This is a genomic window from Lysobacter sp. GCM10012299, assembly GCF_042649405.1.
Lineage (GTDB): Bacteria > Pseudomonadota > Gammaproteobacteria > Xanthomonadales > Xanthomonadaceae > Lysobacter_J.
In genome coordinates this window covers 20,411-45,376 of record NZ_JBHRZC010000011.1, presented here as the reverse complement: position 1 = coordinate 45,376, position 24,966 = coordinate 20,411, and the positions used below count along the sequence as shown (strand labels likewise).

The 24,966-nt window shown below is 67.6% G+C and carries 21 protein-coding genes and 1 riboswitch; of the genes, 6 read left to right on the top strand and 15 right to left on the bottom strand.

All coding sequences use genetic code 11. The features are described from left to right. Window positions 1-150: 150 nt before the first annotated feature. The 4 genes from ACFOPO_RS18385 to ACFOPO_RS18370 all read right to left on the bottom strand — a co-directional run bounded on the left by ACFOPO_RS18385 (window position 151) and on the right by ACFOPO_RS18370 (window position 4,131). Window positions 151-420 (bottom strand): DUF1294 domain-containing protein, encoded by a 270-nt coding sequence (locus ACFOPO_RS18385; RefSeq protein ID WP_386705128.1) that lies wholly within the window; start codon window positions 418-420, stop codon window positions 151-153. 9 nt (window positions 421-429) lie between these two features. Next, a complete protein-coding gene (locus ACFOPO_RS18380) occupies window positions 430-2,034 on the bottom strand; it encodes a peptide chain release factor 3 (protein ID WP_386705127.1) in 1,605 nt (534 codons plus the stop codon). Window positions 2,035-2,111: 77 nt separating this feature from the next. Further along, complete coding sequence (locus tag ACFOPO_RS18375) at window positions 2,112-3,044, bottom strand: peptidoglycan DD-metalloendopeptidase family protein (RefSeq protein WP_386705126.1); 933 nt, start codon at window positions 3,042-3,044, stop codon at window positions 2,112-2,114. A 4-nt stretch (window positions 3,045-3,048) separates the two neighbouring features. Continuing rightward, window positions 3,049-4,131, bottom strand: a complete 1,083-nt coding sequence (locus ACFOPO_RS18370; protein ID WP_386705130.1) for a phytase — start codon at window positions 4,129-4,131, stop codon at window positions 3,049-3,051. 157 nt (window positions 4,132-4,288) lie between these two features. Next, window positions 4,289-4,424, top strand: a riboswitch (SAM riboswitch). Window positions 4,425-4,503: 79 nt separating this feature from the next. On the opposite strand from ACFOPO_RS18370, the gene ACFOPO_RS18365 reads away from it, so the two are divergent. The 4 genes from ACFOPO_RS18365 (at window position 4,504) to ACFOPO_RS18350 (ending at window position 9,931) form a co-directional block, all read left to right on the top strand. Beyond that, window positions 4,504-5,586 (top strand): homoserine O-succinyltransferase, encoded by a 1,083-nt coding sequence (locus tag ACFOPO_RS18365; RefSeq protein ID WP_386705125.1) that lies wholly within the window; start codon window positions 4,504-4,506, stop codon window positions 5,584-5,586. Further along, on the top strand, window positions 5,583-6,773 hold the full coding sequence (locus tag ACFOPO_RS18360) for an O-succinylhomoserine (thiol)-lyase (RefSeq protein WP_386705124.1): 1,191 nt from the start codon (window positions 5,583-5,585) through the stop codon (window positions 6,771-6,773). Before ACFOPO_RS18365 ends, ACFOPO_RS18360 begins: the two co-directional genes overlap by 4 nt. Then, the gene (locus ACFOPO_RS18355) at window positions 6,770-7,882 is read left to right on the top strand and encodes a homoserine dehydrogenase (RefSeq protein WP_386705123.1); all 1,113 of its coding nucleotides are present in this window, start codon (window positions 6,770-6,772) and stop codon (window positions 7,880-7,882) included. Before ACFOPO_RS18360 ends, ACFOPO_RS18355 begins: the two co-directional genes overlap by 4 nt. 216 nt (window positions 7,883-8,098) lie before the next feature. After that, a complete protein-coding gene (locus ACFOPO_RS18350; RefSeq protein WP_386705122.1) occupies window positions 8,099-9,931 on the top strand; it encodes a PQQ-binding-like beta-propeller repeat protein in 1,833 nt (610 codons plus the stop codon). Between the two features lie 135 nt (window positions 9,932-10,066). On the opposite strand, the gene ACFOPO_RS18345 is transcribed toward ACFOPO_RS18350, so the two are convergent. Beyond that, window positions 10,067-10,495 carry a hypothetical protein gene (locus ACFOPO_RS18345; RefSeq protein WP_386705121.1) on the bottom strand — a complete coding sequence of 143 codons (429 nt, stop codon included), beginning with the start codon at window positions 10,493-10,495 and terminating at the stop codon, window positions 10,067-10,069. Window positions 10,496-10,572: 77 nt separating this feature from the next. Here ACFOPO_RS18345 and ACFOPO_RS18340 point away from each other — a divergent pair, with 77 nt between their 5' ends. Further along, the gene (locus tag ACFOPO_RS18340) at window positions 10,573-11,118 is read left to right on the top strand and encodes a peroxiredoxin (RefSeq protein ID WP_386705120.1); all 546 of its coding nucleotides are present in this window, start codon (window positions 10,573-10,575) and stop codon (window positions 11,116-11,118) included. Between the two features lie 48 nt (window positions 11,119-11,166). On the opposite strand, the gene ACFOPO_RS18335 is transcribed toward ACFOPO_RS18340, so the two are convergent. The 7 genes from ACFOPO_RS18335 to ACFOPO_RS18305 all read right to left on the bottom strand — a co-directional run bounded on the left by ACFOPO_RS18335 (window position 11,167) and on the right by ACFOPO_RS18305 (window position 22,568). Continuing rightward, entirely contained in the window at window positions 11,167-13,344 is a 2,178-nt protein-coding gene (locus ACFOPO_RS18335) for a TonB-dependent receptor (RefSeq protein ID WP_386705119.1), read from the bottom strand. A 71-nt stretch (window positions 13,345-13,415) separates the two neighbouring features. Then, window positions 13,416-13,826: a DUF2946 family protein gene (locus ACFOPO_RS18330; RefSeq protein WP_386705118.1), complete on the bottom strand. Its 411-nt coding sequence runs from the start codon at window positions 13,824-13,826 to the stop codon at window positions 13,416-13,418. A 207-nt stretch (window positions 13,827-14,033) separates the two neighbouring features. After that, on the bottom strand, window positions 14,034-16,133 hold the full coding sequence (locus ACFOPO_RS18325) for a glycosyl hydrolase family 18 protein (protein WP_386705117.1): 2,100 nt from the start codon (window positions 16,131-16,133) through the stop codon (window positions 14,034-14,036). A 278-nt stretch (window positions 16,134-16,411) separates the two neighbouring features. After that, window positions 16,412-17,662: a c-type cytochrome gene (locus ACFOPO_RS18320; protein ID WP_386705116.1), complete on the bottom strand. Its 1,251-nt coding sequence runs from the start codon at window positions 17,660-17,662 to the stop codon at window positions 16,412-16,414. Continuing rightward, the gene (locus ACFOPO_RS18315; protein ID WP_386705115.1) at window positions 17,659-18,243 is read right to left on the bottom strand and encodes a (2Fe-2S)-binding protein; all 585 of its coding nucleotides are present in this window, start codon (window positions 18,241-18,243) and stop codon (window positions 17,659-17,661) included. Before ACFOPO_RS18315 ends, ACFOPO_RS18320 begins: the two co-directional genes overlap by 4 nt. Beyond that, entirely contained in the window at window positions 18,240-21,086 is a 2,847-nt protein-coding gene (locus tag ACFOPO_RS18310; protein ID WP_386705114.1) for a xanthine dehydrogenase family protein molybdopterin-binding subunit, read from the bottom strand. Before ACFOPO_RS18310 ends, ACFOPO_RS18315 begins: the two co-directional genes overlap by 4 nt. Before the next feature lie 84 nt (window positions 21,087-21,170). After that, a complete protein-coding gene (locus tag ACFOPO_RS18305; protein WP_386705113.1) occupies window positions 21,171-22,568 on the bottom strand; it encodes an L-serine ammonia-lyase in 1,398 nt (465 codons plus the stop codon). 147 nt (window positions 22,569-22,715) lie between these two features. Between ACFOPO_RS18305 and ACFOPO_RS18300 the strand changes: the two genes are divergently transcribed. After that, window positions 22,716-22,988, top strand: coding sequence for a glutaredoxin family protein (locus ACFOPO_RS18300; RefSeq protein WP_386705112.1), 273 nt, complete (start codon window positions 22,716-22,718; stop codon window positions 22,986-22,988). 8 nt (window positions 22,989-22,996) lie between these two features. On the opposite strand, the gene ACFOPO_RS18295 is transcribed toward ACFOPO_RS18300, so the two are convergent. Genes ACFOPO_RS18295 through ACFOPO_RS18285 form a run of 3 tightly spaced genes read right to left on the bottom strand, consistent with a single transcriptional unit; the run spans window position 22,997 to window position 24,890 of the window. Beyond that, complete coding sequence (locus ACFOPO_RS18295) at window positions 22,997-23,557, bottom strand: YceI family protein (protein ID WP_386705111.1); 561 nt, start codon at window positions 23,555-23,557, stop codon at window positions 22,997-22,999. After that, window positions 23,557-24,138, bottom strand: coding sequence for a cytochrome b (locus tag ACFOPO_RS18290; RefSeq protein ID WP_386705110.1), 582 nt, complete (start codon window positions 24,136-24,138; stop codon window positions 23,557-23,559). Before ACFOPO_RS18290 ends, ACFOPO_RS18295 begins: the two co-directional genes overlap by 1 nt. Next, window positions 24,135-24,890 (bottom strand): YceI family protein, encoded by a 756-nt coding sequence (locus ACFOPO_RS18285; protein WP_386705109.1) that lies wholly within the window; start codon window positions 24,888-24,890, stop codon window positions 24,135-24,137. The genes ACFOPO_RS18290 and ACFOPO_RS18285 overlap by 4 nt, the downstream gene beginning before the upstream one ends. Window positions 24,891-24,966 lie beyond the last annotated feature (76 nt).

Here is a 24,966-nt window from a genome sequence, read left to right as displayed (position 1 = left end):
AGCAGCGGGACATGGATGTCCCGCGTCCCGCGTAAAGACAGGATGTCGTCCGCGGGACGGAGCACTCCCCGCCCCTGCGGACGACGCCGTGCCGAAGCAACGTCAACGTCAAAATGGGTCCCGGCGTTCGCCGGGATGACGGCGACGGGATCAGCGCGTGAGCGCGGCCAGTGCGATCGCCGCGACCATTTGCGCCGCGATCACCAACACCATCCCATTACGAAAGCTCCGCTTGGCCGTCTTGTGGCGGAACAGCCACATCGCCAGCAGGGCGCCCGGCGTGCCGCCGCACAGGGCCAGGCCGAGCAGGGTGCGCTCGGGAACGCGCCGGCGGCGGCCGCCGGCGATGGCCTTGTCGTAGCCGTAAACGAGCACCGTCACCGCGTTGAACGCCAGCAACCACGCTGCCCAGGCCGGCACCGCGCGACCTCAGTCGATCGCGGTGGCGTGCGCGTGTTCGCGCGTGGCCAGGAACTTAACGTCCGGCGCGCGCTCCTGCGCGAGCTGCAGGTTGACCCGCGTCGGTGCCAAATAGACCAGCTGCCCGGCGGCATCGATGGCAAGGTTCATCGCGTTCTTGTCGCGGAACTCTTCCAGCTTCTTGTCGTTGTCGCAGCGGATCCAGCGCGCCGTGGACACGGCGACCTGTTCGAAGCTGGCATCCACGCCGTACTCGTCCTTGAGGCGATAGGCGACCACGTCGAACTGCAGCACGCCGACCGCGCCGAGGATGAGGTCATTGCTCATCAACGGACGGAAGAACTGCGTGGCGCCTTCCTCCGACAACTGCGCCAGGCCCTTCTGCAGCTGCTTGAGCTTGAGCGGATCGCGCAGGCGCGCGCGACGGAACAGTTCCGGCGCGAAGTTGGGGATACCGGTGAAGTTCAGCGCCTCGCCTTCGGTGAAGCTGTCGCCGATCGAGATGGTGCCGTGGTTGTGGATGCCGATCACGTCGCCCGGGAAGGCGCTCTCGGCGATCTCGCGGTCGGAGGCCATGAAGGTCAGCGCGTTGGCGAGCTTGACCTCCTTGCCGGCGCGCACGTGGAAAGCCTTCATGCCGGCATGGAACGCGCCCGAGCAGATGCGCATGAACGCAACCCGGTCACGGTGCTGAGGGTCCATGTTGGCCTGGATCTTGAAGACGAAGCCGGTGAGCTTGGGTTCGTAGGCGCCGACCTCGCGGCCGGTGGTTTCGCGCGGCTTGGGCGAGGGCGCGTGCTCGACGAAGAAGTCCAGCAGCAGCTGCACGCCGAAGTTGTTGACCGCCGAACCGAAGAACACCGGGGTCTGCTCGCCCGACAGGTACTTGGCCGGGTCGAACGGATGCGAGGCACCTTCGACCAGCTCGAGCTCGTCGCGCAGCTCCTTGAGCATGTTCTCGCCGATGCGCGCGGCCAGCGCCGGGTCGTCGATCGAAGAGAAGATGGTGGAGTCCTGGCGGGTGAAGTTGCGTCCCTGTTCGTACAGGTGCACCTCACCGGTGACCAGATGGACCACGCCCTTCAGGCGCTGGCCCATGCCGATCGGCCAGGTGATCGGCGCGCACTGGATGCCCAGCACCGACTCGACTTCATCGAGCAGGTCGATCGGGTTCTTGCCCTCGCGGTCGAGCTTGTTGATGAAGGTCATGATCGGCGTGTCGCGCAGGCGGCACACTTCCATCAGCTTGATCGTGCGCTCTTCGACGCCCTTGGCGACGTCGATGACCATCAGTGCCGAGTCGACCGCGGTCAGCACGCGGTAGGTGTCCTCGCCGAAGTCGGCGTGGCCGGGGGTGTCGAGCAGGTTGACGATGCGGCCCTCGTAGGGGAACTGCATCACCGAGCTGGTCACCGAGATGCCGCGCTCCTTTTCCAGCGCCATCCAGTCCGAGGTGGCATGGCGCGCGGCCTTGCGGCCCTTGACCGAGCCGGCCATCTGGATGGCGCCGCCGAACAACAGCAGCTTTTCGGTCAGCGTGGTCTTGCCCGCGTCGGGATGCGAAATGATCGCGAACGTGCGGCGGCGGGCGGCTTCTAGGGAAACGTCGGACATGGCTTAAGCGGGCGGGTCGGGCGACCGGTCCGCGAGTCGGGAAGCGGGTGAGGGGGGCAATTATACGCGGCTGCGGCCTACAAGCCGGCGCGGCCCCCGGCGATCCTCAGCGGCCCGGCCGGGCCGCGCATCCTGAACGGAATCGACTCCAGCCGCATGCCGCGGTTCACCTGCACGGCGAAATGCAGGTGCGGGCCGGTGGTGAAGCCGGTATTGCCGGACAGGCCGATCTGCTGGCCGGCACGGACGCGCTGGCCGACCCGCACCAGCACGCCGTCGTCGGCCTTGAGGTGGCCGTACAGGGTCATGCTGCCGTCGTCGTGCAGGATGCGGACGAAGTTGGCGCGGCCGCCGTACCTTTCGCGGTTGAGGCCGGCCTTGTCGAAATCCGATTCGACCTGCATCACCACGCCGTCGCGCGCCGCCAGCACCGGTGTGCCGATGTCGGCGGCGAAGTCGACCGCGTAGCGGCTCTGCTCGTCGTTGTGGCTGAAGTGCCCGCCGTAGCCCTGGTCGATGCGGAACACGTCCTGCTGCAGCGGCAACACATAGTCGACGTTCTGCGGCCGGGCGCTGGGATCACCGGGCAGGCTTTCCATCTGCAGCTCGAAGCCGAAGCCGCGCTCCGGGTCGGCCGATTGCAGCACCGCCACCAGGGCGCTGCCGCGCGCGGCGACCGTGGCCCGCGCCGGCAGCAACGGCCGGCCGATCACGTTGTCGCTGCGACTGAAATCGAGTTGCACCTCGATCGGCCCGGACAGGCGGTTGTCGGCGAATGCCAGATAACGGTCGCCGTCGTTCTCGATGCGCAGGCGCGCGATCGCGCTGGGTTCTGTCTGCACGGGGATCGCGCGGACCTGCGCGGCGGGCGCATCGGGCACGTGGTCGCCGTAGTGGGTGATGCCGTCGCTGTCGGTCCAGCGGTAGACCTTGGCCGCGCCCGCGGCGAACGCGAGCAGCAGCGCGGTGCTGCCGATGATTGCTGCTGCCAGGTGGCGCCTGGTGGCCATGGCGCTAGCGGGTGCAATCCGCCGACAGGCCCAGCACGCGCACGACCTCGGACAAGTCGAACGCCGTCACCGACTTGTCGTCGTGCACGGCGAACAGTGCGCCATCGGGGAATGCGGCAGTGGAGGCGGCATGCAGGGCGACGCCGTCGGTGTGCGCGGTGACCTCGCCCTCGAAGCTGCCGACCGGTGCCAGCGTCGTCCGGTCGAACAGATGGAACACCGTGAGCGGTGCCAGCTGGTCGACGGCGATCCAGTAACCGCCGCCGTTGGCGCAGGTCCACAGGGCCACGCCTTCGGCTTCGGCGGCGAAGCTGTCCTGGGGCAGGCTGCGACCGGTGTACTTGCCGCTGAAGCTGTACTCGCGCAGCGTCGATTCGTGGCGACGGTCTTCATCGGCGACGAGGAGGCGGTCGTTGCCCGGGTCGCCGGCAATGGACTCGACCATGCGCAGGCCGGCGGCCTCGCTGGTGTCGCCGAACGAACCGCCATAGCTGCTGCGCAGGCGGCCGGCCTGGTCGAACTGCACGCGATAGCGGCGCACGCGCTGGTCGAGTTCGGCCAGCGGCGGCACTTCATCGAACTTCTTGCCGTACATGAAGCTGTCGGTGACATACACCTCGAGCTCGCCCGGCTCGGTTTCGGTCAACCAGATGCCGTAGGGGCTGCGCAGTTCCTTGTCACCGAAGCTGCCCAGCGGCTTGAAGTCGGGCAGGGTGAAGACCTGCACGCGGTGGTTGTCGCGCTCGACCACGAACAGGTAGTCGCCGTAGACAGCGATGCCGTTGGGGCGGTTGAACTCGCCCGTGGCCTGGCCTTCGCCGCCGACCTCGCGCAGGCGCTTGCCGGAGTCCGCATCGAACACCACCAGGCGATGGGTCGACTTGGCCGTGGCGATCAACAGCGTGCGGCCGTCCTCGCTGGTCCAGGTGGCGAGCGAGTCGAGTTCGTCCTGCGGGCTTTCCGCGGAGACGTAGCGCTCGAACACGGTCTTCACCGCGGGCGCCGCGGTCGGGGCGGCAACAGGCTCCTGCGGCGGCGCAATGGCCGGGCGGGTGGTGGAGCAGGCGGAGATCAGGCCCACCAGCATGACTGCGGTGGCGAGGGGGGGAAGAAGGCGTGGCGTCATGGACGAAGTGTATTCGCGTGGCCTTAACAATGTGGCGCCAAGACGTGACCGAAATAATAAATCGCTATATGCGGATGGAGCGATTGACACCCGTCGGTCGACGCTGGCAGACTGCGGCCATCCATCGAGACCGGCAGAGGGACAGGCCCTTTGAAGCCGGGGCAACCCAACCCACCAACCCGCCACAGGCAGGGGACGTGAGGTGAAGGTGCCAATTCCTGCGACAGGCGTCCGCGCCGGTCGGAAGATGGTTGTGAGTGCGCCCCGCCGAACGATGGCCGGGGCGCTTCGCGACTCGCAGGCTCGATGGCCCCGTCACTTCGGATGCCCGCCATGAGTCTCGCCAACGCCCCCACCACCACCCACGAACACGACACCGCGGCGACGCTGGATGCCATCGCCCATGCCGCTGCCTGGGTCAGAGGCGCGATTGCCCCATCCGTCCCGGCCGAGCGTGGCGAGTGCACGATCGAGCTGCCGTTGCTGCACGCCGGACGCCAGCGCGTGACGCTGCGTTACGAGATCCTCGGTGACCGCACGCTGCCGGCGGTGTTCGTCGCCGGTGGCATTTCCGCGCATCGCCATGTCACTGCCAGCCAAGACTTCCGCGAAGGCGGCTGGTGGCAGGCCCAGGTGGGCGAAGGGCGCACGATCGATCCGCGCGCGCATTGCGTGGTCGCCTTCGACTGGCTCGGTGCCGATGGCAGCCTCGATGCGCCGATCGACCCGGCCGACCAGGCCGACGCCATCGCCGCGCTGCTCGACGTGCTCGGCATCGATCGCCTGCAGGCATTCGTCGGCTGCTCGTATGGTGCGATGGTCGGCCTGCAGTTCGCCGCGCGCCATGGCGGTCGCCTGCAGCAGCTCGTCGCCATCAGCGGTGTCCATCGCGCGCATCCGTATGCCAGTGCCTGGCGCGCATTGCAGCGCCGCGCGGTCGCGCTCGGCGCGCTGCAGTGCGACGAAACCCATGGCCTCGCGCTGGCCCGCCAGCTGGCCATCCTCAGCTATCGCACCCCTGAAGAGTTTGCTGCCCGCTTCGAGGCCGCCCAGGTCACTGATGGCCGCGTTCGAGTCGGTGCCGAGGATTACCTCGACCATTGCGGCGCAACCTACGTCGAGCGCACGTCGCCGACGGCCTACCTGCGCCTGTCGGAGTCGATCGATCTGCAAGCCGTCGACCCGGGAGCGATCCGCCTGCCGGTGACGGTGATCGCGGTGGCCGAGGATCGCCTCGTGCCGCTGTCGGACGCCTACGACCTGGTCGAGCGCCTGCGCGGCGAAACCCGCCTGCGCGTGCTGCGCTCGCTGTACGGCCACGACGCCTTCCTCAAGGAAGAGGGCGAGGTGGCAGCGGTCCTGCGCGAGGCCCTCGAAGACTGTGTTGCCGATGCACGCGTGGAGGTGCTGGCATGAGCACCCGCAGCCGCTGTACCGCCGCCGTCCGCGCCGGCATCGATCGTGACCCGGCCTTCGGTGCGGTCACGCCCCCGATCGTGCTGTCGTCGAACTTCAGCTTCGCCGGCTTCAACGAGAAGCGTCAGTACGACTACACCCGCAGCGGCAACCCGACCCGTGACCTGCTGGCCGACGCGCTGAGCGAACTGGAAGGCGGCGCCGGCGGCGTCGTCACCGCCACCGGCATGGGCGCGATCACGCTGCTGCTGCACGCGCTGCTCAAGCCCGGCGACCGCCTGGTGGTGCCGCACGACGGCTACGGTGGCAGCTGGCGCCTGTTCAATGCGCTGGCGGCGAAGGGTGCGTTCGAACTGGTCACCGCCGACCTGACCGATCCGCGCTCGCTGACCGATGCGCTGGCCACCGATCCGACCGTGGTCTGGATCGAAACGCCGTCCAACCCGTTGCTACGCATCACCGACCTGCGCTTCGTCATCGAGGCCGCCAAGGCCAAGGGCGCGTTGACCGTGGTCGACAACACCTTCCTGTCGCCGGCGCTGCAGCAGCCGCTGCAGTACGGCGCCGATTTCGTCCTGCACTCCACCACCAAGTACATCAACGGCCACAGCGACGTGGTCGGCGGTGCGGTGGTCGCGCGCGACGCGGAGCAGCACCAGCAGCTGGTCTGGTGGGCGAACGCGCTGGGCCTGACCGGCTCGCCGTTCGACAGCTTCCTGACGCTGCGCGGCCTGCGCACGCTGGATGCGCGCCTGCGCGTGCACCAGGAGAACACCGAGGCCGTGGTGGCGCTGCTCGACGGGCACCCGGCGGTGCGCACCGTGCATTACCCGGGCCTGGAATCGCATCCGGGCCATGCGCTCGCAGCGCGCCAGCAGCTGGGCTTCGGCGCGATGCTCAGTGTCGAGCTGGAAGGGGGCGAAGAAGCCGTGCGCGCGTTCGTCGATGGCCTTGAGTGCTTCACCCTCGCCGAATCGCTTGGTGGCGTCGAAAGCCTGATCGCGCATCCTGCAACCATGACGCACGCGGCGATGTCGGCCGAGGCGCGCGCTGCCGCCGGCATCGGCGATGGCTTGTTGCGACTGTCGGTCGGCATCGAGCATGCCGATGACCTGGTGGCCGACCTCGAGGCTGCGCTCGGACGTGCCGAGCTCGCGGTGGCGACCGCCGAGCGTGCCAAACGATGAGTGCGGCCGCGCTGGACGTCGCCCATCCGGTCGTCGCCCGCGCCGTCGTCGCGCAGCCGCGCAGCGCCCAGGCACGCGTGGCGCTGCTCGGCACCGGCACCGTCGGCAGCGCGGTGCTGCAGCGACTGGCGGCGTGGCAGGGCAGCCATCTCGGCCAGCGCCTGCAACTCGTGCATGTCGCCAACTCGCGGCAGTCGGCCAGTGACCGCTCCGGACTTGCGCCGGCCGAGGCCGCGCATCGGCTTGCGCTGGCGCCGCAGCGCAGCTCGCTGGAGACGATCGAAGCGGCGCTCAAGGGCGACGGCGCGCGTATCGTCATCGATGCCACCGCCAGTGAAGTGGTCGCCGAACGGCACGCGCACTGGTTGCAGCAGGGCATCCACGTCGTCACTGCATGCAAGATTGGCCAGGGCACGTCGCTGTCGCGCTGGCGTTCGATCCGTACTGCCGCGGCGATCGGCAATGCCGGCTACGGCGACAGCGCCACGGTGGGCGCGGGCTTGCCACTGCTGCGCTCACTGCGCGAGTTGCAGGCCGGTGGCGATCGCATCCATTCGGTCGCTGGCGTGCTGTCCGGTTCGCTGGCATGGCTGTTCAACCATTACGACGGCATGCGGCCGTTCTCGGCGCTGGTGCGGCAGGCGCGCGATGCCGGCTATACCGAGCCCGATCCGCGCGACGACCTCTCCGGCGAGGACGTGCGCCGCAAGCTGCTGATCCTTGCGCGCAGTGCCGGCGTAGAACTGGACGCTGGCGATGTCGAGGTCACGTCACTGGTGCCGCCGGAGCTGGCACTCCTGTCGCGCGAGGCACTCGATGCCGCCTTGCCCGCGCTCGATGCGCCGCTGCGCGACCGTTACGCCAGCGCCTACAAGCGGCACGAGAAGCTGTGCTTCATCGCCCGCCTGCAGGACGGCGTCGCCCGCGTCGGCCTGGAGTCGCTGCCCGCTGACCATCCGCTCGCGGGCGGTGCCGGCACCGACAATCGCGTGGCGATCTGGTCGGACCGTTACTGCAACCAGCCGCTGGTGATCCAGGGGCCGGGCGCCGGTGCCGAAGTCACCGCGGCAGGTCTGCTGGACGACGCGTTGCGCCTGTCCCACCGCTGAGGAAAAGGCTCAAGTCCCGACCCGATCGCATCCGCTAGACTTGCCGCCGGGTCAACTCCGTGGGGACGGAGCGCCCGCAAAACGGAAGCCATCAGGGGGATAGGGATGAAGGCGATTCAGGCTTTGGCATTGGCGTGTGCGGTGCTGGCGGTTGGGGGTTGCGGGGGCAAGGGCGGGGGCAAGCCGAGAACGTCGGCACCTGCACCAGCGGCCGTCGTGTCGCTGTCCATCTCGACGCCGGCCATTTCGGGCGACGCCATTCTCGGCGATGCCTTCAACGCTTCGGTCGGCGGCAACTGGACCGGCAGCAATCTCGGCGCGGGCCAGGTCTACCTGCAGATCAGCGACAGCGCCGGTACGTTCACGACGCCCGCGGCCCAGGTCGCAGGCGGCACCGGTTTCACCTACTCGCTGCCGCTCTCCAGTGGCGTGACGCCCGGAACCCGCAGCGGCACCTTCACCGTCAGGGCGTGCAAGGACGCGCAGTGCGCGCAGCCGTACAGCAACGCCTCGGCGACGGTCGGCTACCAGGTGCAGGTTTTCGAGCCGTCGATCGGCGTGGCCATCACGTCTCCGGCCCTGGTCGAATCCGTGGACCTGGGCGACAACTTCCGCACCGCGGTCAGCGGCACCTGGACCGCGACACACCTGGGCACGAACAAGGTCTACCTGCAGGTCAGCGACAACGCCGGCACGTTCGTCACGCCGCAGCCGCAACTGGTGGCGGGTGGCAATACGTTCGATTTCCCGCTGGGCCTGGTAGCCGGACTGCCGACTGCGCCACGCAGTGGCCTGTTCACCGTTCGCGCCTGCCGCGACGCACTGTGCACACAGCCGTACAAGGACGCCATCGCGTCGGTCGGCTACCAGTTGCAGTTCATGCGCATCGACGAGTGGGAGACGCACCAGCGCAATGCCGCGCATGACGGCTATGTGCCGATCACCCTGGACCCGTCGAAGTTCGCCAAGGCCTGGGAGTGGAAGTACGTTCCGGCCTCGGGGTCGTTCAACAACATCAATGCGGTAGCCACCAGCAACGGTTCGGTCTATGTCAGCACCGGCGCCTATCACTCCGAAGGCAGGATGTTCGCGCTGGACGAAGCCACCGGACAGCTGCGCTGGAACCTGTCGTTCGGCGTGCAGCCGGGACTGAACCCGCCCGCCTACCATGACGGGCGCATCTACATCGCCACGACCGGGCACCAGGACACGTACCTGTGGTCGTTCGATGCGACCGACGGAACGTTCAAGTTCAAGTCGGCGTTCGACGGCCAATGGCCGGCCGTGCTGGCGCCGACCGCCTACGACGGGCAGGTCTACGTCAGCGGCGGCTACTACGGCGGATCCGTCTATGCCTACGACCGGATGGACGGCACCCCCCTGTGGACCGGCAACAACGGCGGCGACGACGACATGTCGACACCGGCCGTCGACGCAGAAAACCTGTACTACCACACGGGCGCGAAGCTGGTGATCTGGAACCGGATGACGGGCCAGACCGTCGCCAACATCGTCGATCCGTTCGCAACGCCCAGCGGCTACTCCTATCACGGCTCGCCGATGCTGGGCGGGCGCAACAACGTGATCGCATTCGCCGGCTCGGCGTTCAGTGGAACGGGCTTCGCGAGTGGAGAGCACTACGATCAACGGGTGCTGTCCAGCCTCAACATCGGCACCAAGGCATGGGAGTGGGCCACCCGGGATGCGTACCTGACCCACCCCGCCGTCGCCAAGGGCGTCATCTATGCCGCGCGCAACCGGCCCAACTATCTCGATGCGATTGACGAAGCCACCGGCCGGGTCCTGTGGAGCTGGTCGCCGATGCCCGACCAGGGCGACACCGAGTTCCACCGCAACATCATCGTGACCCGCAACCTGCTGTTCGTCAGCACCGATGCGGCGGTCTATGCGATCGACCTGGCCACGCACAAGCCGGTCTGGCGCTATCCGGTTCCGGGCATGCTGGCGATCTCGGCCAATCGCACGCTGTACGTCAACAGTGGCGCTACCCGGAGCGACGGCACGCTGATCGCGATCAAGCTCAAGTAATGCGCGTCCCCGGCCCCTCTCCCGCATCCGGGGGAGGGGGGAGAGGCTGCAGGGCGCTGCTTGTCAGGCAAGCAGCGCGCCAGGGCACTGGGCTGTCCCGGGTGCGCTTCGCTTACCCGGGCTACGGTGTGGCGGTCAGAAATCTGCTTGTTCACCGGTCTGCGCATCGACAATCCAGTAACGCCAGCGCTCGCCATAGGCGTACTCGTACTTCAGCGCGTAGTGGCGGCCTGGCTTGACCACGAAGTACCGCGTGTAGCGTTCGCTGCGGTAGGGCGGCATGGTCCGCACGCCGATCGAGTGCTGGCCCGGCGAAAGCGTGTAGGTTGAAATGATGCCGACGCCTCTCCACTCGCCGTCGATATGCTCGATCACGACGCCGCTGTGGGCGGGATCTTGATGCTCGAGCGTGGCGAGCTGGTCGGGTGCGAACTTCCCGGCATCCTTGCTGATGTAGGTTGCGGCACAGCCAGACAACAGCGTCGCGCAAATCAGGATCATCGACTTGCCAGTCGCAAGCTTCATGGATTCGGGCGCCCCCCGCGCCGCGTTGTTTCCGCCCATGTTACCGGGCGCGGGCACCCCCCTTTTTTGCCCGCGCGGTCGTATCGTATGCAGCACCCGCCACCCGGACGCCCGCCATGAACTCCCTGCTCAAGCTGTCCGTCGCCGGCTTCATCGCCGCCGTCGCCATTGCCGCACCGTCCTACGCCGCCCTCAAGGCCGGCGCCAAGGCCCCCGATTTCTCCGCGCCGGCGTATCTCGCTGGCGAGCCGTTCACCTTCAAGCTGGCCGATGCCCTGAAGAAGGGTCCGGTCGTCGTCTACTTCTTCCCGGCCGCGCACACGCCGGGCTGCAACCTCGAGGCGCACCTGTTCTCCGAGGCCGCCGGTGAGTTCAAGAAGCAGGGCGCGACCCTGATCGGCATCACCGCCGGCAACACCAGCGAGCTGGCCGCCTTCTCGAAGGAAACCGAGCATTGCGGTGGCAAGTTCCCGGTCGCCGCGGACGACGGCGCCAAGATCGCCAAGCAGTACGACGCGATCCTGGCGCAGAAGCCGGAGTGGTCCGATCGTACGTCGTACGTGATCTCGCAGCAGGGCACGATCGTGCATGCCTACTCCGAGCTCAAGCCGAACGAGCACGTCAAGGAAACCCTCGACGCGGTCAAGGCGCTGAAGAAGTAATCACACTTCACCGGCCCGGGGCAGGCAATCTGCCCCGGGCATTGCAAATCAGAACGCCTTGCGCAGCTCCAGTTCCCACGAGCGCGGCTCGCCAAGATAGGCCATGTCGTTGCTGATCGCGTAGGCGATGAAATCGCGGTCGCCGAGGTTGCGGCCGCGCACGGTCAGGCTGGTGCCTGCATCGAGCTGCCAGCGCAAATGCGCACCGAGCACGCCATATCCCGCCGCCTTGGTCGTGTTGGCCGTATCGGCGTAGCGCGACGAGAGCGCGCGCAGGTCGACACCGGCCGTCCATTGCGGCGCGACCACGTAGTCCAGCCACAGGTTGGCGATCCGCGACGGCGTATTGGTCGGACGGTTGCCGGCACGTGACACCGACACACCGCCGGCGCTCTCGTAGAAGTCATCGAGCGTCGCATCGACCCACGCCAGGTTGCCGTTGATCGACAAGCCCTGCAGCGGCTTCACGCCGAAGGCGAGTTCAATACCGCGTGACGATTGCTGGCCTACCGGCAACGTCTGCCCGGGGTTGGCCGGGTCGGTGATCGCCAGGTTCTCGCGGACGATGCGGTACGCGGCGACCGTCGCGTAGTTGCGCGCATCGGTGGACTGGAACTTGGCGCCGACCTCTTCCTGCCGGCCGGTGCTCAGGTCGAAGTCGCGCAAGGTCGCGAAGTTGGCCGTCGACAGGATCCCCGCGGGCGGGTCGGCGGACGTGGCGACCTGCACGTACGTGCTCACCGTCGGCGTCCATGCGTAGTCGAGCGCGAGCCGCCCGGTGGTCGGCGAGTAGTTGTGCTGGAAGCGCGCCGGGTTGGTCGCACTCACCGCGCGATGGTTGACGACATCCAGGTCGATCCGGTCGTGCCGCAGGCCGGTCAGCAGCGACAGTTGCGGGCTCAGGTGGGTCAGGTTCTCAACGAACAGCGCCTGCGTGTGCAGGCGGTTGGTGCGGTCCGGGCGATAGACCTGCTCGGCGCCGGGGACGTCGAAGAAACTGCCCGGCGTGACGGCATCGATCGGCACCGTGTCGACCACGCCCGGCAGCGACAGCGGGAAACGCGTCTGCCGGTTGTAGCTGACATCGACACCGGCGCTCCACTGCGTCGGCAGCGTCGCCAGCGTGCCGTCGTGCGACCACTCGACGCGGTCGCCGTACAGCTGCTGGTCGTGCCGCTGCATCAGCGCGCTCGAGCGGATCACGCCCTGGCGGTCCGGCGTCAGGCGGTACGACTCGACATTGCGGTAGTCGCGCAGCGCATCGTAGTAATAGAGCGTGTTGCGCAGCTGCGTGCGGTCCGACACCTGCCATTCCAGCAATGAGCGCGTCCACAGTACCTGCTGTCCGTAATGGCCGTCGGCGACGTTGTAGTTGCTGGTGCGGGTGGCATCGAGGACGCGCAGGTGGCCATCGTCGCGGAAAGCCGGCGTGCCCCAGTACGGCCGCTCGCTGTCCTCGTCCTGGTACTCCAGCGCGAGGGTATGGCTAAGGGAGTCGCTAATCTGGTCCAGCCACGAAAGCGCCAGCGTCGTCGCCTCGCGCCGGTTGCGGTCGGCCCAGCCATCGCTGTGCGACCACGCCGCGTCGGCGCGGAGGGCGTTGTGGGCGTCGTCGCCGCCGATGCGCTGGTTGATTCCGCCGGCGACCAGAGCGCTGCCGAACGAGCCGGCCGTCGCCAGCAACTGCGTGCTGTCGCGATCTAGGTGGGCGACCTTGCTGACGTAGTTGATCGAGCCGCCCACCGCGCCGGCGCCGTAGAGGAAGCTGGACGGGCCGCCGATCGCTTCGACGCGCTCGTAGATCCAGCCATCGACCGGGCGCGCCGCGATGGCGTCGTACTGCACGCCGATGCCGTTGAACAACTGCGTGATCTGCGCGCCGGAGAATCCGCGCCAGGTCACCGCGTTGCCGTTGCCCGGAGGCGACGCCACCGCCAGGCCGGGAATGCCAAACAGTGCTTCTTGGGTATTGCGGACGCCGCGCTCGTCCATCGTCGTGCGGTCGATGACGGTGATCGACGCGGGCGTTTCCTGCACGGTCATGTTGAGGCGCGTGCCGGTGGCGGCGGCTGCGTCGAGCGGATTGGCCATGGCCGCGACTTCGACGCGATCGAGCGTGGTGGCGTCGCCGCTGGCGTCATCGGCGCGGACGGTGAAGGGAAGTGCGCAGGCGAGCGCGGTCGAGATCGCCACGCACAGGCGCGACGAACGGAAAAGGGAAGGCATCGGAAACTCCAAAGCACAAGGCGCACGCGGCGTCGCCGCCGCATGCAGGGATCAGGAAGGCGTCTTGTGGTTCAGAGGGCGAGCGGCGGGCCGCGCGAGCCCAGTCCGCAGGGGTGCCAGCGTGCCCACGGCAGTGGTGTCCGTCGCGGTGGCGCCTGCCGTTGCCGCTCGATTGCGGCCAACGCAAACACCACGCACAGCACCAGCGCGACCAGCGAGTTGAGCACCGGGCAATAGGCGCAGTCCTGCATCGGCAGGTCGCCACCGGGCTTGGGCGTGATCGGATCGATCGGGTTGGCGTCTCCCGCCGACACCTTCACCAGCTTCAGGCCGGCCATGGTGCACATCTGCGTCCAGACACCGCCATCGCGGGCGCCCGACGCTCCGGCCAGCAATCGACCGACCGTCGGCATGAGCAGGAGCAGCAGCATGGCGGCCAGCGCCAGCAGGCTCATTCGACGGTGGAAGGGGGCGTGGCGCATGGGGTGCCGAATTATAGCGGACCACGCGACTCACCCGTTCGCCCTGAGCGTAGGGCCATTGGCCCGGAGTCGAAGGGCCTGCCGCGTCGGGGTCCTTCGACTTCGCTGCGCTACGCTCAGGACGAACGGATCACCGGAAAAAAAGGGCGCCGATCGCGGGGATCGGCGTCGAGGGGTCAAAACCCGAGGAGGGTTCTGGAGAGTCGTTTACTTCAGTCCGTTGCTGATGGTGTTGACCAGCGTGCCCTGGGCGTCGTCGCCGCTGAATTCCCAGAAGAACGCGCCGCCCAGGTTCTGTGCCTTCACGTAGCCCATCTTCTCCGTGACCATGGCCGGCGTGTCATAGCTCCAGAACGTGTTGCCGTCGTACTTCCAGGTCGCACGCGCATTGGCATCGGTGTAGATCGTGCCGGGGCGATTGTTGAGCACCTTGAAGTCCTCGTTGCCGGCTTCGTACGTGCCCGGCGCCGCGGTACCGCTCTGGTACAGGCCGTTGTTGACGTTCGGCACGCCGGTCCAGCCGCGACCGTAGAAGCCGATGCCGATGTTGAGCTTGGAGGCGGGTGCGCCACGGCTCAGGAACGCCTCGATCGCATCGTTGCTGTTGTAGAACTTCTGGTCGCCCGTGGACGGATCATTGGGCGAGTCGAACAGCGACGAGTGATGGTTGGTCTGCGGATCCCACGTGCCGTGGAAGTCGTAGGTCATCACGTTGATGTAATCGAGGTACTGCGAGTAGGCCGCCGGGTCGGTGACGCGGACCTTGTCGACGCCGGCGCCGGCCGCAATCGTCAGCAACAGGCCCGGCCGCACCGCATCGAGCTGGCGGCGGAACTCGGCCAGCAGCGCGGTGAAGTTGGCGTTGTCGGCGGGTGTGCCGCAGCTCAGTCCGCAGGCCACCGGGTACTCCCAGTCGATGTCGATGCCGTCGAACACGCCGGCTGCCGCGCCCGGACCACCGGCACTGTCGGTCACCGGCAGGTTGCCCTTGATGTAGGCATCGATGCAGGAGGCGACGAAGGCCTGGCGGTTGGCCGGGCTGGCAGCGCTGGAGAAGTTGCGCGAGTACGTCCAGCCGCCCAACGAGATCAGCACCTTCAGGTTCGGGTACTTGGCCTTGAGCTGCTTGAGCTGGTTCCAGCTGCCACGCAAGGGCTGGTTCCAGGTGTCGGCGGTGCCGTTGACGCTTTCGCCCGCGCCGAACGACTTGGTGTAATCGGCGAACGCATCGCCGCCGACGCCGGTGTTCTGGTCGGTGGGCTGGGTGATGCCGACTTCACATCGGTTGTTGCGAACGTTGCCGAAGGCGTAGTTGATGTGCGTCATCTTCGCCGCCGAACCGCTGGTGTCGATATTCTTCACGCGGTAGTTGCGGCCATAGATGCCCCACTGCACGAAGTAGCCGATCACCCGCTTGTTGCCGCCGCCACCGCCGTTGAGCGTGGTCGCGTTGACCGCGGCACTTTGCGCCGAGGCATTGGCGGGGCTGGCGTTGTCGCGGGCACGCACGGTGAACGAGTACGTCGTGTTCGCCGCCAGGCCGCTGCTGGTGTAGCTGGTGGCGGTCGGGGAGGCGATGAGGCTGCCATTCCTGTACACGTCGTAGCCGGCCACGCCGGTGCCGCCGCTGTTGTCGGTGGAGGCATTCCAGCTCAGGCCGATGCTGCTCGACGACAGCGCACTGGCTGCCAGTCCGGTCGGAACGCTGGGCGGCGTGGTATCGACGGGCGGCGTGCCGGTGATGGTGATCGTGCTGGTGGTCGATGTCGTGCTGGCGCCGTTGTTGTCGGTGGCCACGGCCTTGAACGCATGCGAGCCGGTGGTGGCATTGGCCCAGGTCACCGCATACGGCGCGCTGGTATCGACGCCCAGCGATGCCGTGCCTCGGAAGAACTCGACCCGGCTGACGGTGCCATCGCTATCGCTGGCATTGGCACTGACCGCGATGTTGCTGCCCGCGGTGAAGCTGGCGCCGTTGGTGGGCGCGGTGAGGGTGACGCTGGGCGGCTGGTTGGCGCCGCCTGTGCCGCACACGCCAAGGTCGGTGTACCAGCCACAGCTGGGACAGTGCGTCGGTGGCGCGTTCCAGATCTGGATGTTCGCCTGGTACAGATGGTTCTGGTAGACGAGCTTGTCGCCGGGGTTGTAGATCGTCGACGAGGTCCAGGCCGGTACTGCCGCGCAGGACGCGGACTGGGCCTGGGCCGTCGGCAAGACAACGAGTGCGAGCAGGCCGGACAGCAACAAACCGGCGGGTCGTGCAGCTTTCCCTGGTGCAGCCTTCACTGGTGCGTTTTTCACGAGCATCCCTCCCATGTTGACCACCACACATGCCTGCCCGGACTGGGCAGGCGCCTATTTCCCTGCAGGCGTGGACGGCCGCACTGGCCGCCGCGAGTGGTGACAACGTTGTCAGGCAAGGTCAGGGCGAAATGTGCTGGCGCGCACATTTTGGGCTGGCAATAGGGAGCGAGGCGACGAACGGCCGGAAAAATCACGCGCCGTCACGTAAGGATTTCGCGGACTTAACAATTGTCTTGCGGACAATCGCTAGCAAGTGCGGACATCGGGGAAACAACCTCTAGTTACTTGCGAAGCTCGGCCACCGTTGCCGCATCGACAGCGGTTGCCTGGCCGCCGTGGCGCTGGCGCAGCCAGGTCGCGAGCGCGGCCACTTGCCCATCGTCGAGGTCGTCGCCGAAGCCCGGCATGTCCTGCATGCGCGCGATGCCGGGGAAGTCGTGTTCCGGCAGGCCGTCGAGAATCGCCACGATCAGGTTGTGCGGGTTGCTGTCGTGCACGGCGGTGTTGCGCTGCAGGCTCACCGCGACATTGGGAACACCTTCGCCATCGCGGCCGTGGCAACCCGAGCAGAGATCGAGGTAATGCTTGTGCCCGGGGCCAGCGGCCGTGGCCGTCGTGGCGGCGACTTTCGCCGGCAGCGGTGCATCGCCCAGCAGGTACACCGCGATTGCGCGCACATCCTCGCGGCGCAGGCGGCTGGTCGACAGTGTCACCACGCGCAACATCTCATCCGATGCCACGGCCTGCGCGCTGACGCCGGTGGCCAGGTACTGCTGCAACGAGGCCGAATCCCAGCCGCGCGCCGCCAGTCCCTGCGGGGTGATGTCGGGCGCGGCGAAACGGCCGAGCTTGGCGCTGCCCGACAGCGGACGGTCGCGGTCGATCTGGCCGAGCGCTCCGCGCGGGCTGTGGCACTCGCCGCAGTGGCCAAGCGTTTCGACGAGATAGTGCCCGCGCTTCCAGTCGGCACTGCTGCCCTGCGACGCGGAGCGGACTTCGGGGTGCGCGAACAACAAGTTCCAGCCGTGCAACGCCGTGCGGATGTTGGCGGGGAAATGCACACCGTTCTTCCGGTTGGGCACGTTCACCGGCGGCTGGCTCATCACGAAGGCGTAGATCGCATCGCTGTCGGCGCGGGTGATCGTGCGGTACGACACGTACGGCATGGCGGGATACAACTGATGGCCGTCGCGCGCTTCGCCACGGGTGAGTGCGTGAAAGAAATCGTCGGCGGTATAGCGGCCGATGCCGTGCTCGCCATCGGGCGTGATGTTGGTGCCGTGGATCGTGCCGAACGGCGAATGCAGTGGGAATCCTCCCGCCAGCGGCGCGCCGTCATGCGCGGTATGGCAGCCGGCGCAGTCGGCCGCGTCGGCCAGGTAGTGACCGCGCTCGATCTGCGCCGGCGTCGCCTTGACCTTCTGCACCGGCCCGCGGTTCGACATCCAGCGCGAGATCCAGCCGATCAGCAGCACGACCAGGACGACCAGCGCCAGCCAGGCCAGGATGCGCTTCCAGCCGACGCGGGTCATGGCGCGCGCTCCTTGCCGTCGTGCGGCTCGCCACCGCGCACCAGCCCCGGCGTGGCCAGCACCAGTGACTTCACCGCCTGGTAGTAACGCACGTAGCCCGTGCAGCGGCACAGGTGCGGATTCAAGGCCTCGCTGATCGTGTCTTCGACCTGGTCGTGGGTGATTGGCGATTTGTGCAGGCGTTCGAGCAGCACCGTGGCGGCATTGACGAAGCCCGGCGTGCAATAGCCGCACTGGAAACTGAAGTGATCGAGGAAGGCCTGCTGCACCGGCGACAGCTCGATGATCTTGCCTCCGTCATCGCGTCTGGCATGCCCTTCGACCGTGCGGATGCGCTTGCCCTCGAAATAGTGCGCACCGGTGATGCAGCTGCGGACTTCGCGCGGGCCGCGCTCGTCGTCGACGATCACGGTGCAGGCGCGGCATTCGCCCTGGCCGCAGCCGAAGCGCGTACCGGTCAGGCCCAGGTATTCGTGCAGCACATCGACCAGCATCATGTCCTCGGGCACGTCGATCGGCCCGTGGGCGATACCGTTGACGTGCAGTGACAGCGGGCGCGGCTTGGCGGGCGTCGTGCTCATGCCGTCTGCTCCTGCACGCGCCCGGCGACCAGCGCGGCGCGGACTTTTTCGGCGGTGACCGGCAGCTCGCGGAATCGCAGTCCGGTGGCATGGGCAATGGCATTCACTATCGCCGGCACCACCGCGATCATCACCACCTCGGCCATGCCCTTGGGCGGGTCGCTGGCCGACAGCGCCGGCAGCACTTCGCCGGTCTGCTTCCACACCGCGACATCGGCCGCGCGTGGCAGCGTGTAGCGATTGAAGTTCCAGGTGCCGTTGCCGGGGCCGTCTTCGTAGAGTGGCAGGTATTCGTGGAGGGCGTGGCCGATGCCCATCGCAAGGCCGCCCTGCAATTGCCCGGAGACGAGCTCGGGAACGATCGGGTTACCGCACTCGAGTACCGAATGGTGGTTGATCAGCTCGACCTTGCCGGTAGCCGTGTCGACCACCACCTCGGCGATCGTGCCGATGGCGCTGTAGTAGACGACGCCCGCGTTGTTGCGCTGCGTCGGCGGGTAATACGCGCGGGTGCGTTCAATCATGCGGTAGCCATTGGCGGTTGCGGTGCCCTTGCCGGTGCTGCCGTCCGCGCCCCAGCGCAGGGCGACGGCATCCAGTGGCAGGCGTGCGTCTTCGCCGTCGAGCGGGAACTCGGCTTCGGCCCATTGCCAGCGGTTGAAGGTGTGGACGATCGCGCCGGTGGCCAGTCCCAGTTCGTAGGCCTTGCTGACGAGCCGCGGCAACGGCAGCCCGGCCAGGCCGCCGGCCGTGAGCTTGCCATCGACCCAGTGCGCGTCTTCGCGGCGAATCGCCAGCGGTGCCAGCTGGCCGCCACCGAAGCCCTCGCTCCATATCGCCTTCGCTGCCGGCCACAGGCCCTGCGTGAACAACAACCGCGCCGCTTCCCGCGTGGCATGGCTGAAGAAATACGCCGAATTGCTGGCGCTGCTCGGGCTGCAGACGTGCGGGGTCCAGCGCGGGTTGCCGACGTTGCGGTCCTGCTCGGCCTGCTGCATCAGCCACGGATCGCCGGTGGCGAACAATGGCAGCTCCGGCCATTGCGTCTCGCCGGTGCGAACCTCGTCGGCGGGTTTGCCCAGCCATGGGACGCACAGCGCGGACTGGCTGGTCGCCATGCCGGTGCCCATGTCGATGCCGATGTGGCGCAGCAGCAGGCGTCCGTCCGGTGCGAACGACACCTCGACGAATGCGGCCTCGGCGCCGGTGCCGAAATCCTTCTGCACGCAACCGAAGCCGATGCCATGACGCTTGCCCGGATGCGCGGCTTCGTACTCGCGCTTGCGCTTGTCGCGGTCGCGCCACAGCGGATGCGCGCGGCACTTTGCCAGCACTTCGTCGGCGCGCTGCGCGCCACCGGGGATCGCGCCCTGGGTGTTCTTCATGCCGGTGGTGAACACGTTGCGCTGGCGCAGCTCGATCGGATCGAGCTTGAGTTCGGCCGCGACTTCGTCGACCAGCATCTCGGTCGCGCCCATGCTCTGCAGCGTGCCGTAACCGCGTGCGGAGCCGGCATCGAGTGCCCGCGAGGAAATCACCGTGCTGGCCAGGTCGCTTTGCGGGAAGTAGTAAATCGACTGTGCAGCGGTCGCCGCCACCAGGCACACCGAGGGCGAGAAATTCTGCCGACCGCCGCCGTCGCCGACCATGTCGCCCTGGAAGATCCCGAACTTGCCGGTCTTGCGGTCGACGGCAATGCGATAGCGGATGCGGAAGCTGTGGCGCTTGAGGCTCGACTGGAACTGCTCGTAGCGATCATTGGCCAGCCGCACGGGCCGGCCGTCGCCGTACAGCCCGGCCATCAGCACGTAGAACGGCATCGGCGCGTGGTCCTTGGAGCCGTAGCCGACGGTGTAGCAGGGGTGCAGCACCAGGTTCTTCACGTTCAACCCGCTGGCGGCGAGCATGCGCGGGCCGTCTTCGGCGATTTCCTGCGGCGATTGTGTCGCCACCACGACGTGCAGCGTGGCGTTGGCGGCGTCGAACCAGGCGTTGCCGTTGTCGGGTTCCAGTGCGGCGGTGTCGATCGATTGCGAGAAGTACTCGCGCTGCAGCACCAGCTGGTCGGGGCCGGGCGCGTCCAAAGCCCTGGCTATCGCGGCGGCATGGTCGGCGCCCTGGGCATCGAGCCCGCCGTGCGGATTGGCCTGTGGCCACTGCGGCCGCTTCTTGCTGTAGCCGGTGGGGAAGAGCGGCGTGTCCTTCAGGCTTGAATAGACATCGTCATCGAAGGCCGTCGCACCGCCGACGCGCACGTAGCGGAACGCGGCCCACGGATCGCGTTCCAGCGGGCCGGTGACCGCGCCGTAGCGGACGATGTCATCGCGGAACTTGAGCGCGGTCTTGGCGGCACGGAAACGGGCGAAGTCGTGCCAGACCAGCAACGCCACGGCATGGCCGAGGTAGGCCGCCGTCTTGCCTTCCGGCAGCAGCATGTCCTCGCCGTAGAACTGCGGAAACTGCACGCCGTCGCGCTGCAGGTCGGCGGCGGTGACGACGCGGTCGGGCCGCAGCGCATCGCCCAGGATCGACAGGTCGAAACCGGCATAGGCGCGGTCGGCCTGGGTCGCGCGCAGCAGCATCGCGTGCGCCTGCTGCTCCGGCCACCCCGGCATGTCGCGACCGCGCATGTCGAAGCTGAAGACCTTCTCGCCGGTGACCTTGGCGGTCGCGTCGATGCGGTAGCGGATCTTGCCGGTGCCGGGATCCCACGGCAGTGGCCGTAGGCGCTGCTGCTCGAACAGCGCCGCCAGCGCAGCACTGCCCGGCGCAGCGATATACACGCTGATGCCCGCGACAACCGTGCATTTGAGGAAGTCGCGACGACTTACCCGGGCTGGCATGGGCAACGCTCCGGCTGGCCTGTGGTGGATGGTAACCACAGTGCGGGGCGGGGCGTGTTGGCGGTGTGTGATGAGTGGGGTGGGTCAGCACTCGATCACGTTGACGGCGAGGCCGCCGCGCGAGGTTTCCTTGTACTTGTCCTGCATGTCGCGGCCGGTGTCGCGCATGGTCTTGATGACCTTGTCGAGGCTCACCTTGTGCTTGCCGTCGCCACGCATCGCCATGCGGCTGGCATTGATCGCCTTGACCGCGCCCATCGCGTTGCGCTCGATGCACGGGATCTGGACGAGGCCACCGATCGGATCGCAGGTCAGGCCGAGGTTGTGTTCCATGCCGATCTCGGCGGCGTTCTCGATCTGGCTGGAGCTGCCGCCGATCGCGGCGGTGAGGCCGGCGGCGGCCATCGAGCAGGCCACGCCGACTTCGCCCTGGCAGCCGACTTCGGCGCCGGAGATGCTGGCGTTTTCCTTGTACAGGATGCCCACGGCTGCGGCGGTCAGCAGGAACGTGCGCACGCCCTGGATGTTCGCGCCCGGGCAGAAACGGTCGTAGTAGTGCAGCACCGACGGAATGATGCCGGCGGCGCCGTTGGTCGGCGCGGTGACGACGCGGCCACCGGCGGCGTTCTCTTCGTTGACGGCCAGTGCGTACAGGTTGACCCAGTCGAGCGTGGTCAGCGGGTCGCGCATCGCCGCTTCCGGGCGCGAGGTCAGCTCGGCGTGCAGGGTCGGCGCGCGGCGCGACACGTGCAGGCCGCCGGGCAGGGTGCCGTGGGCGCGGATGCCGCGACCGACGCAGGCCTGCATCGCTTCCCAGATCTCGTCGAGGCCAGCATCGATCTCTTCCGGCGTGCGCCAGACCTTCTCGTTGGCGTACATCATCTGGGCGATGCTCAGGCCGCTCTCGCGCGCCCGTGCCAGCAGTTCGTCGCCGGAACGGAACGGGTAGGGCTGCTCGGTATCGTCGGCAACGATGCGGTCCTCGGCCGCCTCGTCCTGGTTGACGACGAAGCCGCCGCCGACGGAGTAGTAATCGCGCGTGGCGATCACGTTGCCGTCGGCATCGAACGCAGTGAAGCGCATGCCGTTGGTGTGGAACGGCAGCTTCTGGCGCTTGTTCATGATGAGGTCGTGCTTCTCGTCGAAGCCGATCTCGTGCTGGCCGTGCAGGTTGATGCGCTTGCTGCCGCGGATCCGCTCCAGCGCCGGCGCGATGATGTCCGGGTCGATCTGGTTGGGCAGGTGGCCTTCCAGTCCCATCAGCACCGCCTTGTCGGTGCCGTGGCCGCGGCCGGTGAGGGCCAGCGAGCCGAAGACTTCGGCGCGGATGCGCGCGGTGCGCTGCAGGTCGTTGCCGTCGCCGTTGCCACCCTCGACCAGCCAGCGCTGGACGAAGCGCGCGGCCGCGCGCATCGGGCCGACCGTATGGGACGAACTCGGACCGATGCCGATCTTGAACAAGTCGAAACTGCTGACGGCCACGTGGTGCTACTCCGGAGAAGGCTGGCTGCGCGGGCGGGGGCGCGCTGGCGGGATGCGAACGGGTAATCCGGCTATTCTACGCGCCCTGGCAGGTGCGCCCTGCCATACCCTGCCGCATTGCCGATGCCCGGAACCGTGAGCGATTCGATGCCCCATTCCCTGCACGACTCAATACCTGCCGCCGCACCTGCGTTGACGCTGTTCCAGCGTGACGACTGCCACCTGTGCGACCTGGCGCTGGAAGTACTGGCAATCGCGCGCGTGCCCGAGTTCGAGAGCGTGTTCATCGATGCCGACGACGGTCTGGAGCTGCGCTATGGCGTGCGCGTGCCGGTGCTGCGCGACGAAGGTCGCGGCATCGAGCTGGACTGGCCGTTCGATGTCGAACGGCTGCGTGCATTCCTGGCCGAGCCGGCGTAAGGCGCGAATTACTTCGCGATGTCGAACACGACCTTGGTGCTCACCGCGACTTCGTTCGGGATCATCGCGGTATCGGCCCAGTCGCCGCCGCCGACGCCGAAGTCCATGCGCTTGATGGTGGCCTTGCCGGCGAGCACCGGCTTGGCGCCGGGTGTCCAGGTGAAGGTCAGCGTCACCGGCTTGCTGACGCCGCGCAGGCTCAGCGAACCATCGGCCGCGTACTGGTTGCCGCCGAGGCTGCGGAACTTCGTCGCGGTGTAGCGCGCCTGCGGGAACTTGCCCGAGGCGAAGAAGTCAGCGCCCCTCAATGCATCGTCGCGATCGCTGTTGGCCGTGGTCGCCGACGCCAGCGGAATGGACACGTCGAGCTTGGCCGTGGCCAGCTGCGCCGGGTCGAAGCTGAAGCGGGTGACGAAGCCGGGGAACTTGCCGGTGAACACTTCGCCTTCGTACTTGCTGGCGAAGGTCAGGCTTGAGCCTGCGGCCTGCACGTAGTTGGCGGCCAATGCAGGCGTGGCCGACAACAATGACGCGACCACGACCGCGGCCAGGGTTTTCTTGTTGAACATCACTGGATCTCCGAAGCGGGGGAGGGAGCGCGGCGCCGGCCCGGCAGCATGCGGGACAAGGTGGCGTCGTGCTGGAACAGGTGGTGGTACAGCGCTGCCGCCGCATGCACGGCCACCAGCGCGATCAGGATCCAGAACAGCCACTCGTGCCAGTCACGCACCAACGGCTGCAGTTCCTGGCTGGGCGCGGCGATCTTGGGCATCTTGAACAGGCCGAACCAGCGCATCGGCCGCAGGCCGCTGACCGAGTCGTACAGCCAGCCCGACAGCGGCACGGCGAACGTCAGCACGTACAGCAGGCCATGGGTGACCGTGGCGATGCGGTGCTGCCAGCCCGGCGTGCCCGGCACCGCCTGCGGCGCGCCGGCGATCATGCGCCAGACCAGGCGCAGCACCATCAGCGCGAGCACGGTGATGCCGAACGACTTGTGCAGGTCGTAGACCCAGAAGTAACGCGGTGATTTCGGCAGCTCGACCATGACCAGGCCGACCACGCCCAGCCCGAGGATCAGCAGCACGATCAGCCAATGCAGCAGCTGGCTGATGGGGCCCCAGCGGTCGGCGGTGTTCTTGAAGGTCATGGGGTGGTGTCCGTGGCGGGTTCCGTGGTCGGCTGGTCGGGCGTCGGCTCGGTGCTTGTCGGTTGCGTGCTCGTCGGCTCCGTGCCTGGCTCGGAGCTCGGCTGCGCCTCGTCGGCTGGCGGCGCGGCGTCATTGGCCGGTTCACCGGCGCCACGATCGCGCAGGGCCTCGGCCTCGATGCGCAAATCGACGCGATCACCGATGACGTTCTTCCAGGCGTTCATGCCGAAATCCGCGCGGCTGAGGCTGGCCGTGGCGGAAAACCCGGCAGTGCGCCGGAACGGCGGCAGCGGATGGCGTTTGACCGCATTGAGCGTCACGTCCATGCACAGCGGCTTGCTGACGCCGCGCAGGGTCAACTCGCCGCAGACCTTGGCATGGTCCGCATCCACCGGCTCGACCGTGGCGGAAACGAAGTGCGCCATCGGATAGCGATCGCCGTCGAGCAGGTTGGCCGCGAGCACGGCCTTGTTCCATTTGGCATCGCCCAGGTCGAGCCGTTGCAACGGTACCTGGACGTCGAGCCGCGCCGACTTCCAGTCATCGCGGTCGAACACCAGCGTGCCAGTGCTGCCCGATACGGTGCCCAGCGCGTGCGAGAAGCCGGCATGCTCCACCGCGAACAGCACGCGGGTGTGCACCGGGTCGAACGACCAGGTCTCCGGCGGCGCCGCCATGGCCAGCGCCGGTGCCATGGCCAGCAGGACGAACACGCGGGTGCAACGGGTTCGTGGCGTCGGTCTGGGGCTCATGGGCGATCCCGGGGCTTCAGGAGGACAAGATTCCAAGGCAGCGATTCTAGGCGCAGGCAGGTGAACGGGTCCGTGG